Annotated in this window: 9 protein-coding genes and 1 CRISPR repeat array (1 of these 10 only partly in view); all 9 genes read left to right on the top strand. The window is 66.3% G+C overall.

Going from position 1 to position 13,080, the window contains the following annotated elements:
• Positions 1-26 precede the first annotated feature (26 nt).
• The 9 genes from ppsA to cas2e are packed head-to-tail and all read left to right on the top strand — an operon-like array spanning position 27 to position 10,953.
• Positions 27-2,435 (top strand): phosphoenolpyruvate synthase, encoded by a 2,409-nt coding sequence (gene ppsA, locus MCIT9_RS11370; protein WP_317704998.1) that lies wholly within the window; start codon positions 27-29, stop codon positions 2,433-2,435.
• Between the two features lie 46 nt (positions 2,436-2,481).
• The gene (cas3, locus tag MCIT9_RS11365; protein ID WP_317704997.1) at positions 2,482-5,112 is read left to right on the top strand and encodes a CRISPR-associated helicase Cas3'; all 2,631 of its coding nucleotides are present in this window, start codon (positions 2,482-2,484) and stop codon (positions 5,110-5,112) included.
• Positions 5,109-6,671, top strand: coding sequence for a type I-E CRISPR-associated protein Cse1/CasA (gene casA, locus MCIT9_RS11360; protein ID WP_317704996.1), 1,563 nt, complete (start codon positions 5,109-5,111; stop codon positions 6,669-6,671). The genes cas3 and casA overlap by 4 nt, the downstream gene beginning before the upstream one ends.
• Positions 6,649-7,146 carry a type I-E CRISPR-associated protein Cse2/CasB gene (gene casB, locus MCIT9_RS11355; protein WP_317704995.1) on the top strand — a complete coding sequence of 166 codons (498 nt, stop codon included), beginning with the start codon at positions 6,649-6,651 and terminating at the stop codon, positions 7,144-7,146. Before casA ends, casB begins: the two co-directional genes overlap by 23 nt.
• A gap of 26 nt (positions 7,147-7,172) precedes the next feature.
• Positions 7,173-8,336, top strand: coding sequence for a type I-E CRISPR-associated protein Cas7/Cse4/CasC (gene cas7e / locus MCIT9_RS11350; RefSeq protein WP_317704994.1), 1,164 nt, complete (start codon positions 7,173-7,175; stop codon positions 8,334-8,336).
• Positions 8,333-9,073 (top strand): type I-E CRISPR-associated protein Cas5/CasD, encoded by a 741-nt coding sequence (cas5e, locus tag MCIT9_RS11345; protein WP_317704993.1) that lies wholly within the window; start codon positions 8,333-8,335, stop codon positions 9,071-9,073. The genes cas7e and cas5e overlap by 4 nt, the downstream gene beginning before the upstream one ends.
• Positions 9,070-9,780, top strand: coding sequence for a type I-E CRISPR-associated protein Cas6/Cse3/CasE (locus MCIT9_RS11340; protein ID WP_317704992.1), 711 nt, complete (start codon positions 9,070-9,072; stop codon positions 9,778-9,780). The genes cas5e and MCIT9_RS11340 overlap by 4 nt, the downstream gene beginning before the upstream one ends.
• Positions 9,777-10,673: a type I-E CRISPR-associated endonuclease Cas1e gene (gene cas1e / locus MCIT9_RS11335; RefSeq protein WP_317704991.1), complete on the top strand. Its 897-nt coding sequence runs from the start codon at positions 9,777-9,779 to the stop codon at positions 10,671-10,673. Before MCIT9_RS11340 ends, cas1e begins: the two co-directional genes overlap by 4 nt.
• Positions 10,645-10,953: a type I-E CRISPR-associated endoribonuclease Cas2e gene (gene cas2e / locus MCIT9_RS11330; RefSeq protein ID WP_317704990.1), complete on the top strand. Its 309-nt coding sequence runs from the start codon at positions 10,645-10,647 to the stop codon at positions 10,951-10,953. Before cas1e ends, cas2e begins: the two co-directional genes overlap by 29 nt.
• 60 nt (positions 10,954-11,013) lie before the next feature.
• A CRISPR array of direct repeats spans positions 11,014-13,080; the repeat unit is 28 nt; unit sequence GGCTCCCCCGCGCCCGCGGGGATCGACC; it runs 33 nt beyond the window's last position.

The raw sequence follows: 13,080 nt of genomic DNA, 5'->3' as shown, positions 1-13,080 counted from the left end.
AGACATCTCAACATCAGGAGACCGCCATGACCTACCGCTTCATCCGCTTTTTCGAGGAACTGGGCATCGACGACGTCCCCCTGGTGGGCGGCAAAAACGCCTCTCTTGGGGAGATGTACCGCGCTCTCACCTCCCAGGGCATCCGGGTGCCCAACGGCTTCGCCATCACCGCCCAAGGCTACAAATATGTGCTCGACCAGGCCGGGGCCTGGGAGAAGCTCCATGAAGTGCTCGACGATCTCGACCCCGACGACGTCGAGGACCTGCGCCGCCGGGGGGCCGAAGCCCGGCGCATCGTGTACGAGGCCGGCATCCCCGAGGATCTGCGCGCCGAGATCCTCGATGCCTATCACCGCCTGGCCCGGGAATACGGCGACGGGGATCTGAGCGTGGCGGTGCGTTCCTCGGCCACCGCCGAGGATCTGCCCACCGCCAGCTTCGCCGGCCAGCAGGAAACCTATCTCAACATCCGCGGCGACGAAGCCCTGATCGAGGCGGTGCGGCGCTGCTTCGCCAGCCTGTTCACCAACCGCGCCATCCACTACCGCATCGACCAGGGCTTCGATCACTTCAAGGTGTATCTCTCGGTGGGGGTGCAGAAGATGGTGCGCTCCGATCTGGCCGCCAGCGGGGTTATGTTCTCCATCGACACCGAGACCGGTTTCAGGGAGGCGGTGTTCATCACCGCCGCCTACGGCCTGGGAGAGACGGTGGTGCAGGGGGCGGTGGATCCGGACGAGTTCTACGTCTTCAAGCCCACCTTCCGGGAAGGGTACCGGGCGGTGCTGCGGCGGCGTCTGGGGGCCAAGAAGATCAAGATGGTGCTGGCCGTCGGCGGCGACCGCCAGACCACCCGCATCGTCCCCACCCCCAAGGCCGACCAGCAGCGCTTCTGCATTTCCGACGACGATGTGCTGGTGCTGGCCGACTACGCCATCAAGGTGGAGGACCACTATGGCCGCCCCATGGACATGGAGTGGGCCAAGGACGGCCCCGACGGCCAGCTCTACCTGGTCCAGGCGCGCCCGGAAACCGTCGCCTCCCAGAAGAACTACGCAGTGCTGGAGGAATACCGTCTTACCGGCACTGGTCGGGTGCTGGCGGAGGGCCGTGCCGTGGGCACCAGGATCGCCGCCGGCGCCGCGCGGGTGATTCCCGACGTGGAACATCTGTCCCGGTTCCGCCCCGGCGAGGTGCTGGTGGCCGACATGACCACTCCGGACTGGGAGCCGGTGATGAAGACGGCGGCGGCGATCGTCACCAATCGGGGGGGCCGTACATGCCATGCCGCAATTATCGCCCGCGAACTGGGCATCCCAGCCGTGGTGGGCACCGGCAACGCCACCGAAGTGCTCGAGGACGGCCAGACTGTCACCGTCTCCTGTGCCGAGGGCGACGTGGGCCGGGTCTATGAGGGGGAGATCCCCTTCGAGGTGGAGAAGATCGACCTGTCCCAACTGCCCAAGCCGAAGACCGAGCTCATGGTCAACCTGGGCAATCCCGAGATCGCCTTCCAGACCTCGTTCCTGCCCGCCGAGGGGGTGGGACTGGCGCGGATGGAGTTCATCATCAACGAGTACATCAAGGTCCATCCCATGGCCCTGGTGCATCCGGAAAAGGTCGAGGACCAAGGCGAACGCAAGGCCATTGAGAAGCTCACCCGCGGCTACGACGATCCCAGGGAATTCTTCGTCCGCACCCTGGCCGAAGGGGTCGGCACCATCGCCGCCGCCTTCTGGCCCAGGCCGGTGGTGGTGCGGATGTCCGACTTCAAGACCAACGAATACGCCTCGCTGCTGGGCGGGCGCTGGTTCGAGCCGGTGGAGGCCAACCCCATGCTCGGCTTCCGCGGTGCCGCCCGTTACGCCCATCCGGCCTATGCCGAGGGGTTTGCCCTGGAGTGCGCCGCCATGAAGCGGGTGCGCGAGGTGATGGGGCTGAAGAACGTGATCCTGATGCTGCCCTTCGTGCGCCGGGTGGACGAGGCCGAGCGGGTGCTGGCGAAGATGGCCGAACTGGGTCTCAAGCGCGGCGGCGACGGCCTGAAGATCTACTGCATGTGCGAGATCCCCAACAACGTGGTTCTGATCGACCGGTTCGCCAAGCACTTTGACGGCTTCTCCATCGGCTCCAACGACCTCACCCAGCTGACCCTGGGGGTGGACCGGGACTCGGAGCTGGTGGCCTTCGACTACGACGAACGCGACGAAGGGGTCAAGGCCATGATCCGGCTGGCTATCGAGGGTTGCCGCCGCAATGGCGTCCATTCCGGCATCTGCGGCCAGGCCCCCTCCGACTATCCGGAGATGGCCGAATTTCTGGTGGAATGCGGCATCGACGCCATGAGCCTCAACCCCGATTCGCTGCTGCGCACCTTGCGGCGGGTGGTGGAGGTGGAGAGGCGGTTGACAGGCCATCCGGACTCGGGCTCCTGAACCCCGCTGCCAAGAGCGGTGAAGTTTTCTTGTGGAGATATCGATCATGCGGTCTTCCGAGTGTGTCTTTTGGGGAAAATACGACCCCAATGGCCCAAGCTGTTTGCCGCTTACGGCTCACTGCATTGATGTTGCAATTGTCTTTCGCCATCTGGTGGCGTTGCCGGGAGTCCGCCGTGCGCTGGAACATGCGGCAGGCCGGCCTCTGACCGAGGTCGAACTGGACCGGCTGGCAGTGCTGGCGGCCCTGCACGACGTGGGCAAGGCCAATCTGGGCTTCCAATTCAAGGTGTTCGATCCCAAGGCACCCCAAGCCGGTCATATCCGCGAGCTGGAGATCCTGTTCGAGGACGAAGTGCTGAACGAACGCTTTGCCGAAGCAATAGAGGCGGATGTCCTGCTTGGCTGGGTCGAGGAGGGTATCGTGCTGGAAAGTCTGCTGCTGGCCAGCTGGTCCCATCACGGCAGACCCTTGTGTTTCAAGGGGGAAAAGACCGGCTTTCTGGCGTTGGCGGACAGGTTCTGGCAGCCCAGGGAAGGTCGGGATCCCATGCGGGCGGTCGCCGACATCATGACCTGGTGCCGGCGTGTCTTCCCGGAGGCGTTTGAGGCCGGCCGCCTGCCGTTGCCGTCACAGGACCGCTTCCACCATCTGTTTGCCGGCCTGGTGATGCTGGCCGACTGGCTCGGTTCCCATCCCAGCTGGTTCCCCATCGTCCACACCAAAGTGGCGCAACGCTGGCATGCGGATGAAACGGTGGTCCCCAAACTGCTGCGGGCGGTGGGGCTGGACGTCTCCACCCTGCGCCCGGTGCTCGCCCGTGGTCCTACTTCGTTCCAGGCGCGTTTCGGTTTCCCGCCCCGTCCCCTGCAGGCGCTCATCGATGGGCTGGATCCGGAGGAACGGAACAACCGCCTGGTCATCGCAGAGTCGGAGACCGGTTCCGGCAAGACCGAGGCGGCCCTCGACTGGTTCTTCAAGCTGTTCGCGGCCGGCAAGGTGGACAGCCTCTATTTCGCCCTGCCGACCCGGGTGGCCGCCCGTGAGCTTTACCTGCGGGTCTGGCACACCCTGCAACGCTGGTTTCCCGATCCGGAGCGACGGCCGGTGACGCTCCTGGCAGTTCCCGGCTACGCCCGGGTGGACGGAGCGGCGCCTGCACAGGTACTGCCCGACGAACAGACGGCCAATCTGTGGCAGGATGACCCCAAACTCCGCCATTGGGAACACCTGTGGGCGGCGGAGCATCCCAAACGTTTTCTCGCCGCCATGGTGGCGGTGGGCACCATCGACCAGGCTTTGCTTTCCGTGGTCCAGACGTCCCATGCCCACCTGCGCTCGGCCTGCCTCGACCGCAGCCTGCTGGTGGTGGACGAGGTCCATGCCTCCGACATCTACATGGGCCGCCTGCTGGAGCATCTGCTCGACCACCACCTTCGCATCGGTGGCCACGCGATGCTGCTCTCCGCCACCCTGGGTGCCTCGGCCCGGGCGCGTTATCTGGCGGTGGCGGCAGGCAGGCCAGGCAGGAAGGCCGAACCGCCGGAACCTGACGTCGCCCAGGCTCAGCCCTATCCGGCACTGACACTGGCGGACGGCACCATGCATCCGGCCGAATCCAGCGAGGCGGGCAAAGCGGTCGTTTTCACCGAAGTCCCGCTGGCCTTCCAGCCGGAGGCGCTGGCGCCGGAGATCGGCAAGGCGCTGGGAGCCGGCGCCCGGGTATTGGTGGTGCTCAATACCGTGGCGCGGGCCAACGTCCTGCTCCGGGCCCTGGAGACGCAGCTGGAACCGGACTGGCTGTTTCGCTGTCACGGGGTGGTCTGTCCCCATCACGGCCGTTTCGCCCCAGCCGACCGAGTGGTGCTCGATGCCGCCGTCAGCCGGCGTTTCGGCAGGGAAGGGGAGGCCGGTCCGGTGCTGCTGATCGGTACCCAGACCCTGGAACAGAGCCTCGACATCGACGCTGACTGGCTGGTGACCGATCTGGCGCCCGCCGATGTGCTGCTGCAGCGGGTCGGCAGACTGCACCGCCATCCGCGCCTGCGGCCCACCGGTTTCGACCATCCCCGCTGCCATATCCTGGTGCCGGAGGAATCCCTGGAGGCAGCCCTGGACGAAAAGGGCCGGGTCGCCGCCGCCTACAAGGGGCTGGGGCACGGCAGCGTCTATGTGGACCTGCGCAGCCTGGAGATGACCCGCCGCTTCCTGGCGCGGCAGCCCCGGGTCGAAATCCCCCGGGACAACCGGCGGCTGGTGGAGCAGGCCACCAATCCCCGATCCCTGGCACAGTTGCAGGGAGATCAGTGGCAGGGGCATGGTCAGGCAATCGAAGGTGAGGAATTGGCCAAGGCCATCGCCGCCGGCCAGGTGACGGTGCCGTTCGATTGCCTTTTTGGTGACTTCCAGTTCAACGAATCCGGTGGCAAAGTGGCGGTGCGCCTGGGTGCCGGCAGCTGGCAGCTGCCCGTTGACCGGCCTTTCACCAGTCCTTTCGGTCAGACGGTGGACGAGGTGCTGATTCCTGCCCACATGGCGCCCGGGGAGCCGGATGAGATCGTCACCGTGGAAGAGATCCGGGATGGAAGGGTGCGCCTGTGCTGCCGGGATCGATCTATGCTAAAGAATGACCGCCACTATGTTTATTCCCGCTTCGGACTGGAGGTAGAAACGTGAATCTGCTCGACGATCCCCTGCTGCGGGTGCGGACTTTCGAGGGAATGACCCGAATGTCCCTGCCCGCCCTGCTGGCCGCCCTGGGGCGGGAGGAGGTGATGAACCTCCCCGGCATCCAGCGCCATCAGGAGGATGCCTTCCATGTTTTCCTCTGCTGTCTTGCCGCCACCATTTTGGCCCGGCGCGGGGATGAAGACCCGGTGCAGGACGAAGCCTACTGGCGCAGCGGGCTTTTGATGCTGGCGGAAGGAGACGAGGATGCCTGGCGTCTGGTGGTGGACGACCCCGCCCGGCCGGCCTTCATGCAGCCGCCTCTGCCCCAGGCCGACCATGCCCGTCTGAAACCGGCTGCTTCCACGCCCGATGCCCTGGATCTGCTGCCCACAGCCAAGAATCATGATCTCAAGCAATCCCGTGCCGCCCACCCCCAGTTGGATGAATGGATCTATGCCCTGGTCAGCCTGCAGACCATGAGCGGCTATTATGGTCGGGGCAATCCGGGCATCTCCCGCATGAACGGTGGTTTCGGAAACCGCTCCATCGTCGAACTGGTGCACCGGCACACTCCAGGCGGGCGCTGGCAGGACGCCGTCATCAGGCTGCAAGCGCATCGTGCGAATGTCCTGCAGGGGGAGTGGGGCTACGATCCCGAAGGGCTGGCGCTGGTCTGGCTCGAACCCTGGGATGGCCGGCAGATGCTCGAACTGTCCCGGCTCGATCCCTTCTATGTCGAAATCTGCCGCCGGGTGCGGCTGAGAGGGGAAGAGAATACGATCATCCATGCCGAATCGGTTCCTTCGGAAAAAAACCGGATCGCCGCCGAGAAATTGAAAGGGGTGGTCGGCGATGCCTGGCTGCCGGTTGATCTGAGCGACGACAAGGCGGGTGTCAAAGCGCTGACCGTTTCTCCCCAGGGACTGACACCGGACTTGCTGCGCCGGCTGGTGTTCGAGGATGATCTGGAGCTGACCGTCCTGCAGCGGCCGTTGCCGGGCAGGAAAGGCCCGGTCTGGCTGTCGGTGTCGGTGCTGGTGCGGGGGCAGGGAACCACCGACGGTTTCCGCGAGCGCCGGATCCTGATCCCGGCCGAGGTGCGTCCGCGCCTTTTCGGTCCCCGGGAAAGGCGCGATCCCCTGGCCCGCCTCAGCCGTACCGGCATCGAGTATGCCGGCAAAATGCAAAGCCAAGTGCTCAAACCGGCAATCTTCGCCTTCATCGAAGGGGCGCCGGAGAAGCTGCAGTTCGACCGCGATTCCGCCGCGGCCTGGTGGTTGCGCTGCCAGCGCCGCTTCGATGCCCTGTGGAGCGGGGATTATTTCCCCTGGCTCTGGGACGTGCCCGACCCGGACCAACCGGAAGCCGCCCTGAACCAATGGGTAAAGCGGTTGTGTGATCACGCCCTGACCGTGCTGCGCGAGGCGGAACAGGCCATGCCCCAGCACGACGGGCGCCATTACCGGTCCCTGGTGCGGGCGGAAAATACGTTTTTCGGCGCCCTGTTCAGGACATTCCAGCAATTGAAGGAGGAGAACACCCGTGCAACTGGAACCCACGATTGAAGCCTCTTTGCCCGGCGTGATCGGCCACATTGCCGGCGTGATCGGCAGTGACCGGTTCGACACCGGCGAGCGCGCCGCCCTGAGGCGGATGGCGCCGGGTCATCCGCCGCCGCTGGCCTTTTACCGTTTCGCCCTGCGCCATCTGCCGGAGGACTGGGAACGGAATCTGGAAGACTGGAAGACCCTGGTGGCCGGCATCGCCCTGATGGCGCCCCATGCCCACCGGCCCAGGCAATCCCTGGGCCGGGTGCTGGGCGAGTCCGGCTACAGCGAGGCGCGGCTGGAACGGCTGCTGGCTTCGGAGGGCAACACCCGCCGTCTGCTGCTGTTGCGGGCCGCCCGTTTCCTGGGTTCCAAGACCCTGCCCTGCGACTGGTGCGACGGCGCCCGCCTGCTGCTGACCCGCGACGCCGAGAAGCGCGAGACCGTTCACCGGCGCATCGCCAGGGATTTCTATCTTGCCCTCGACCATTGAAAGACCGCTGAAGGAGAATGATCCCCATGTTTCTGCAGATCCATTACCTCACCAGTTATCATGCCAGCCTGCTCAACCGTGACGATGCCGGCCTCGCCAAGCGCATCCCCTTCGGCGGCGCCCCCCGGTTGCGGGTTTCCAGCCAGTGCCAGAAGCGCCACTGGCGCGAATGGCTCCTGAAGCAGACCGATCTTCCCCGGGGGTTCCGCTCCCGCCATTTCTTCAGCCGGATTTTGAAACCCAGGCTGATGGAGGCGGGGATGGACGAGGAACAGGCCCATGAACTGATCCTGCATCTGGCCAAGGGAATTCTGACCGCAGCGGGAGAGAAGGACGCGCTCGACAAGGAAACCCTGGAAATGAAGCAGCCGGTCCTGTTCGGCCAGCCGGAGGCAGAGTATCTGCTTGCCTTGCTGAAAGAGGCGGCAGCGCAGCAAGATCCCAAAGCCTTTCTCGACCAGAAGATCAGGGAAGGAAAAAAGAACTTCCAGGCCCTGCTGCGTGAAGCGGGCCTGAAAGATCCGGCTGCCGGTTTCGAGGGCGCCCTGTTCGGGCGTTTTGTCACCTCCGACGTGCTCGCTCGGGTCGATGCCCCGGTGCATGTGGCCCACGCCTTCACCACCCACGCCCTCCAGACCGAGGTGGATTTCTTCACCGTGGTGGACGATCTGGCATGCGACGAGGAAACCGGTGCCGCCCACGCCAACGACATGGAGCTGGGGGCGGGTATCTTTTACGGCTATGTCGCGGTGGACGTACCCCTGCTGGTTTCCAATCTGACCGGCTGCGAGCGGGAAGAATGGCGTGGGCAGGATCACAGCGACGCCCGCCGTCTGCTCGAGCGGCTGGTCCAGGCCATCACCCAGGTGACCCCGGGGGCCAAACTGGGCGCCACCGCCCCCTATGCCCACGCCGAGTGTGTGCTGCTGGAGGCAGGGGATGCCCAGCCCCGCAGCCTGGCCAACGCCTTTCTCGACCCGGTGCGGCTCTCCCGGCAGCAGCATCCCATCGCCCAGTCGGCGGCGGCCATGGCCGATTACCTCAATCGCCTCGAGGGCATGTACGGCGGCAATGGCGAACGCCGCTTTCTTTCCTCCCTCCATCCCTGGCCCCGGGAGCAGGAACCGGCGCTGCCGCTGCCGCAGGCCATCGATGGGGCGCTGGAAGCGGTGTTCGGAGGCGGGGCATGAAAGCCCTGGTGCTGCGCCTGGACGCACCCCTGCTGAGTTTCGGCACCGTGATGGTGGACCAGCACGGCTTCATCGACCGTTTTCCAGGGACGGCGATGCTGACCGGACTCATCGCCAACGCCCTGGGGTGGCGCCACGGGGACTTCGGCCTGCTGCAGCGGCTGCAGGACCGCATCCGGTTCGCGGCCCGGTGGGACGTTCGGCCCCAGCCCATTGTCGATTACCACACCGTCGATCTGGGGCAGGGGAAGATGCGCCATCCCGGTTGGACCACCCGCGGCTGGCCCGAGCACCGCGCCGGCGGCCAGGATGCCCGCTTCGGTATCCACCAGCGCTACCGCCATTACTGGGCCGACGGCTTGATGACCTGCGTCCTGACCCTGACCGGCGCTGACGCGCCGGATCTGGACGCCGTGCTTGCGGCCCTGCGCCGGCCCGCCCGCCCCCTGTTCCTGGGGCGCAAGACCTGCCTGCCGGCCCGGCCCCTGCTCGATCCCGAAATGCCGGTGGCGGAAGGGGAAAGCCTGCTTGAGATTCTCAGGCGCGTGCCGGTATGGGACCGGCAGGGATGTCCAGTGGCGCAGGCGGGAAAGCGGGAAGCCTGCTGGCCGCCGGAGGCGGAAGCCGGGGCGTGCGGCGAAATCCGCCGGGTGTACGATCTGCGCGACTGGGCCAACCAGCTGCCGGCGGGAAGCCGGCAGCGGGTCGACGGCCTGATCGGGGATGGGGAGTCATGAGTCAGCTGTTCATGGTCGAGCTGCGGCCGGACCCTCGGCGGTTGATGCGCTTCCTGTATGGGCAGAGGCTGGGGAGCGGCAACGACGGAGATTTCGGCTACGGCATCCATGCCTGGCTGCGCGCCGCCTTCGCCGACCTGGCGCCCCAACCGTGGCGCCTTTTGGACGGGCGCGGAATGCCCGGGCGCATTCTGGCTTACAGCCGTCACGATGCCGAAGCCTTACGCCTGCAGCTGCAAGGGTTTGCCGATCCCTTGACGTTTGAAGCCTGTCCGCCCCAGGCCATCGCCGGCAAACCGCTGCCGGCCTGGCGGGCTGGGCAAAGGCTGGGTTTTGAGGTGCTTTGCTGTCCGGTGGGACGCAAATCGGCGACCGGAATCGAAAAGGATCTGTTCCTGGTCCATGCCGACAGTGGCGGCGAAATCCAGCGGGACCAGGTCTATTGTGACTGGGCCCGCGCCCGGCTTGAGCGGGACGGCGCCGCCGAGGTGACGGAGTTGCGCCTCGAGGGTTTCCGGCTGGTCCGCCAATTGCGCAAAAGCCACGGCCAACGCCGGAAAAAATCGGCCTTGCTGCGGCCCCAGGCCCTGATCCGGGGAAGTCTGACCGTGGCCGATCCCGATGCCTTCACCGGACTGCTCGCCCGGGGAGTGGGGCGCCACCGGGCCTTCGGCTACGGCATGGTGCTGGTGAAGCCACCGGCATGAGCAGGACGACCTTGTTCCCCGGCCGCCTGGGACTGGCCGAATCGCGGATTCCCCATGCCGACCGCCACGGCCTGTTGTGGCTGACGCGGGGGAACCTCTATGTGGATGATGGCACCCTGCATTTTCTTGCCGCCGGCAGCGACGATATCGCTCCCGGGGATTACGCCATCCCCTATCAGACCATCTCGATGATTCTGCTCGGTCCCGGAACCAGCATCACGCACGATGCCCTGCGCATTCTGGCCCGGCACGGCACCCTGTTGGCTGCGGTGGGTGAAGGCGGAGTCAAGTTTTACACCGCCCCACCGATGGGGCAGGGGCGTTCCGACATCGCCCGTGCCCACGCCCGATTGTGGGCGGACAAGAGCAAACGTCTGGACGTGGCGCGGCGCATGTACGCCTTCCGTTTCGGTAAGGTGTTGCCCCACAAGGATATTGCCGTCCTGCGGGGAATCGAGGGCGGACGCCTGAAGAAAGCCTATCGGATCATCGCCGACCGCTACGGGGTCAAGTGGAAAGGACGCCACTACGATCGCGAGAATCCGGAAGCGGCTGATCCGCCCAATCAGGCGATCAACCATGCCGCCACCTTCGTCGAGGCGGCCGCCGACATTGCCATCGCCATGGTAGGGGCATTGCCGCCGCTGGGTTTCATCCATGAGGATTCCAGCAATGCCTTCACCCTGGACGTCGCCGACATGTGGCGGGTGGAAATCACCTTGCCCCTGGCCTTCTCCGTCACCGCCCGGGTGGCCGGGAACCCGGAGCTTTCCCTGGAGCGCGAGATCCGTTACGAGGCGGCCAAATGGTTCAAGAAACACAAGCTGATCCCGGCCATGATCGACCGGGTCAAGGAGTTGCTCCATGTCGATGACCGTGGTGGTAACCCGTAACGTTTCCGACCGTGTTCGTGGGTTTCTGGCCTCCTCGATGCTAGAGCTGGCCCCTGGTGTTTACAGCGCACCCAAACAGTCTCCTGCGGTCCGGGACCGGATATGGGCTGTCCTGACGGAGTGGTTCCGGTATGAGGAGGAAGCATCCGTCATTCAGATCTGGCAGGACAGCCAAGTCCCCGGTGGACAGTCGGTGCGGGTTTTGGGGCTGCCGCCGATTGACTTGGTGATGCTCGATGGCATCGTCCTGAGCAGAAGACCTGGAAAATCAATCAGTTAAGTCGATGACCTGGGGCTTTTTAAAAATTTGGGTTATATTTTCAAGCGCTTAAGGCCATGAGGCTCCCCCGCGCCCGCGGGGATCGACCCGATATTGCCGGATGCATCATCCATTGGATAGTGGCTCCCCCGCGCCCGCGGGGATCGACCGTTCGAAATCACCTGTTCCACCGTGGTATGCCGGGCTCCCCCGCGCCCGCGGGGATCGACCTTGCATAAGTGCCGGTAGCGGTCATGGTGAAACGGCTCCCCCGCGCCCGCGGGGATCGACCTGTGGAACAAGTGGAACAAACCGCGGCCGCCCTGGCTCCCCCGCGCCCGCGGGGATCGACCCATCCGCATTCTTTGGTCAGTATTATGGTGAACGGCTCCCCCGCGCCCGCGGGGATCGACCTCGTACTGTCTGAATGGGACCAGTCTATACCGGGGCTCCCCCGCGCCCGCGGGGATCGACCAGACCCTCGCGGAAGCTCCAGGCCTCGGCCAGGGCTCCCCCGCGCCCGCGGGGATCGACCCCTGACCACAAGACCACACATGCAGAGACTGAGGCTCCCCCGCGCCCGCGGGGATCGACCTCCGTCTGCCGCTGCCGGGCGGCGAGCACGATCGGCTCCCCCGCGCCCGCGGGGATCGACCCAGACTCAACAGCATTACGCGGAATCCCATGTTGGCTCCCCCGCGCCCGCGGGGATCGACCCGGGCCGGCGATGATGAAATTGAAGCGCACCGGGGCTCCCCCGCGCCCGCGGGGATCGACCTCTGATGGAGTGGTGGCTGTGCCTGGTCATGCCGGCTCCCCCGCGCCCGCGGGGATCGACCTTGTCCGCCCCCCAGGTGCGACAGCTCCGTCAGGGCTCCCCCGCGCCCGCGGGGATCGACCCCGCCTACACCCAGACCTGGTCCGACATCGAGGGGCTCCCCCGCGCCCGCGGGGATCGACCCAGGTCGTAAAGCCCCGGATTGGCCCGTTGCAGGGCTCCCCCGCGCCCGCGGGGATCGACCCAGTACCGCCTCGGCAAGCGGGGACGGCCCCGGGGCTCCCCCGCGCCCGCGGGGATCGACCCTATAAACTTTCGCCCCATGCGGGAGGAGGAAGGGCTCCCCCGCGCCCGCGGGGATCGACCGCAGGAGGGGGAGGTTGCTGCAAGGATCTATTCGGCTCCCCCGCGCCCGCGGGGATCGACCCCGCTTTTGGACCAGTTCGGCCCGTTCCTGCTCGGCTCCCCCGCGCCCGCGGGGATCGACCTGGGGCATAGCCAATGTACCCCGCCCTCATAGCGGCTCCCCCGCGCCCGCGGGGATCGACCCGCCGGCAGGGACGCGATTGCGGAGCTGGCCGCGGCTCCCCCGCGCCCGCGGGGATCGACCGCCGCGACTAGTCCGCCGAAAAGAGTCAGACACGGCTCCCCCGCGCCCGCGGGGATCGACCCCCACAAATATTCACGCTGGCCGCCCAGGGCACGGCTCCCCCGCGCCCGCGGGGATCGACCTCGCAGTAGCGTTTAACGATTTGGCTTACTGCGGGCTCCCCCGCGCCCGCGGGGATCGACCCTGGACGTCATGCGGAACATATCGACAGCGACCGGCTCCCCCGCGCCCGCGGGGATCGACCCTAAATCTGCCATCCTGCCCGTTTCGTTACATGGGCTCCCCCGCGCCCGCGGGGATCGACCCGTACAGCACATCCCCGGATGCCGGGACGCCGCGGCTCCCCCGCGCCCGTGGGGATCGACCCTCCTTGAGACCCTCCACGGCGTCGTTCCCGGTGGCTCCCCCGCGCCCGCGGGGATCGACCATTGTGGTATGTACTGGTATCGTCGCGAATTGCGGCTCCCCCGCGCCCGCGGGGATCGACCCATAGACAGCGCGTTGCGTCCGATCAGCCAACGGGCTCCCCCGCGCCCGCGGGGATCGACCGTTGCCGGTCAGGGGTGAGCGCGTGGTGAAAGAGGCTCCCCCGCGCCCGCGGGGATCGACCCGCGCAGACCGTCGAGAGAAGAGGCAAGAAAAAGGCTCCCCCGCGCCCGCGGGGATCGACCCGGCGCTATTAAATAGTAACGAAAACAGCAAAAGGCTCCCCCGCGCCCGCGGGGATCGACCTTGGACAAAAAGACCCGGGAGCTGCTGG

The organism is Methylomarinovum caldicuralii, from assembly GCF_033126985.1.
GTDB lineage: Bacteria > Pseudomonadota > Gammaproteobacteria > Methylococcales > Methylothermaceae > Methylohalobius > Methylohalobius caldicuralii.
The sequence above is the reverse complement of the archived record's forward strand: the minus strand, read 5'-3'. Positions and strand labels throughout refer to the sequence as shown.

Bases quoted from the DNA above. Each gene is read 5' to 3' on its own strand.
- cas2e (WP_317704990.1), top strand. From the start codon at position 10,645: ATGTCGATGACCGTGGTGGTAACCCGTAACGTTTCCGACCGTGTTCGT.
- cas7e (WP_317704994.1), top strand. From the start codon at position 7,173: ATGTTTCTGCAGATCCATTACCTCACCAGTTATCATGCCAGCCTGCTC.
- cas1e (WP_317704991.1), top strand. From the start codon at position 9,777: ATGAGCAGGACGACCTTGTTCCCCGGCCGCCTGGGACTGGCCGAATCG.
- ppsA (WP_317704998.1), top strand. From the start codon at position 27: ATGACCTACCGCTTCATCCGCTTTTTCGAGGAACTGGGCATCGACGAC.
- MCIT9_RS11340 (WP_317704992.1), top strand. From the start codon at position 9,070: ATGAGTCAGCTGTTCATGGTCGAGCTGCGGCCGGACCCTCGGCGGTTG.
- cas5e (WP_317704993.1), top strand. From the start codon at position 8,333: ATGAAAGCCCTGGTGCTGCGCCTGGACGCACCCCTGCTGAGTTTCGGC.
- cas3 (WP_317704997.1), top strand. From the start codon at position 2,482: ATGCGGTCTTCCGAGTGTGTCTTTTGGGGAAAATACGACCCCAATGGC.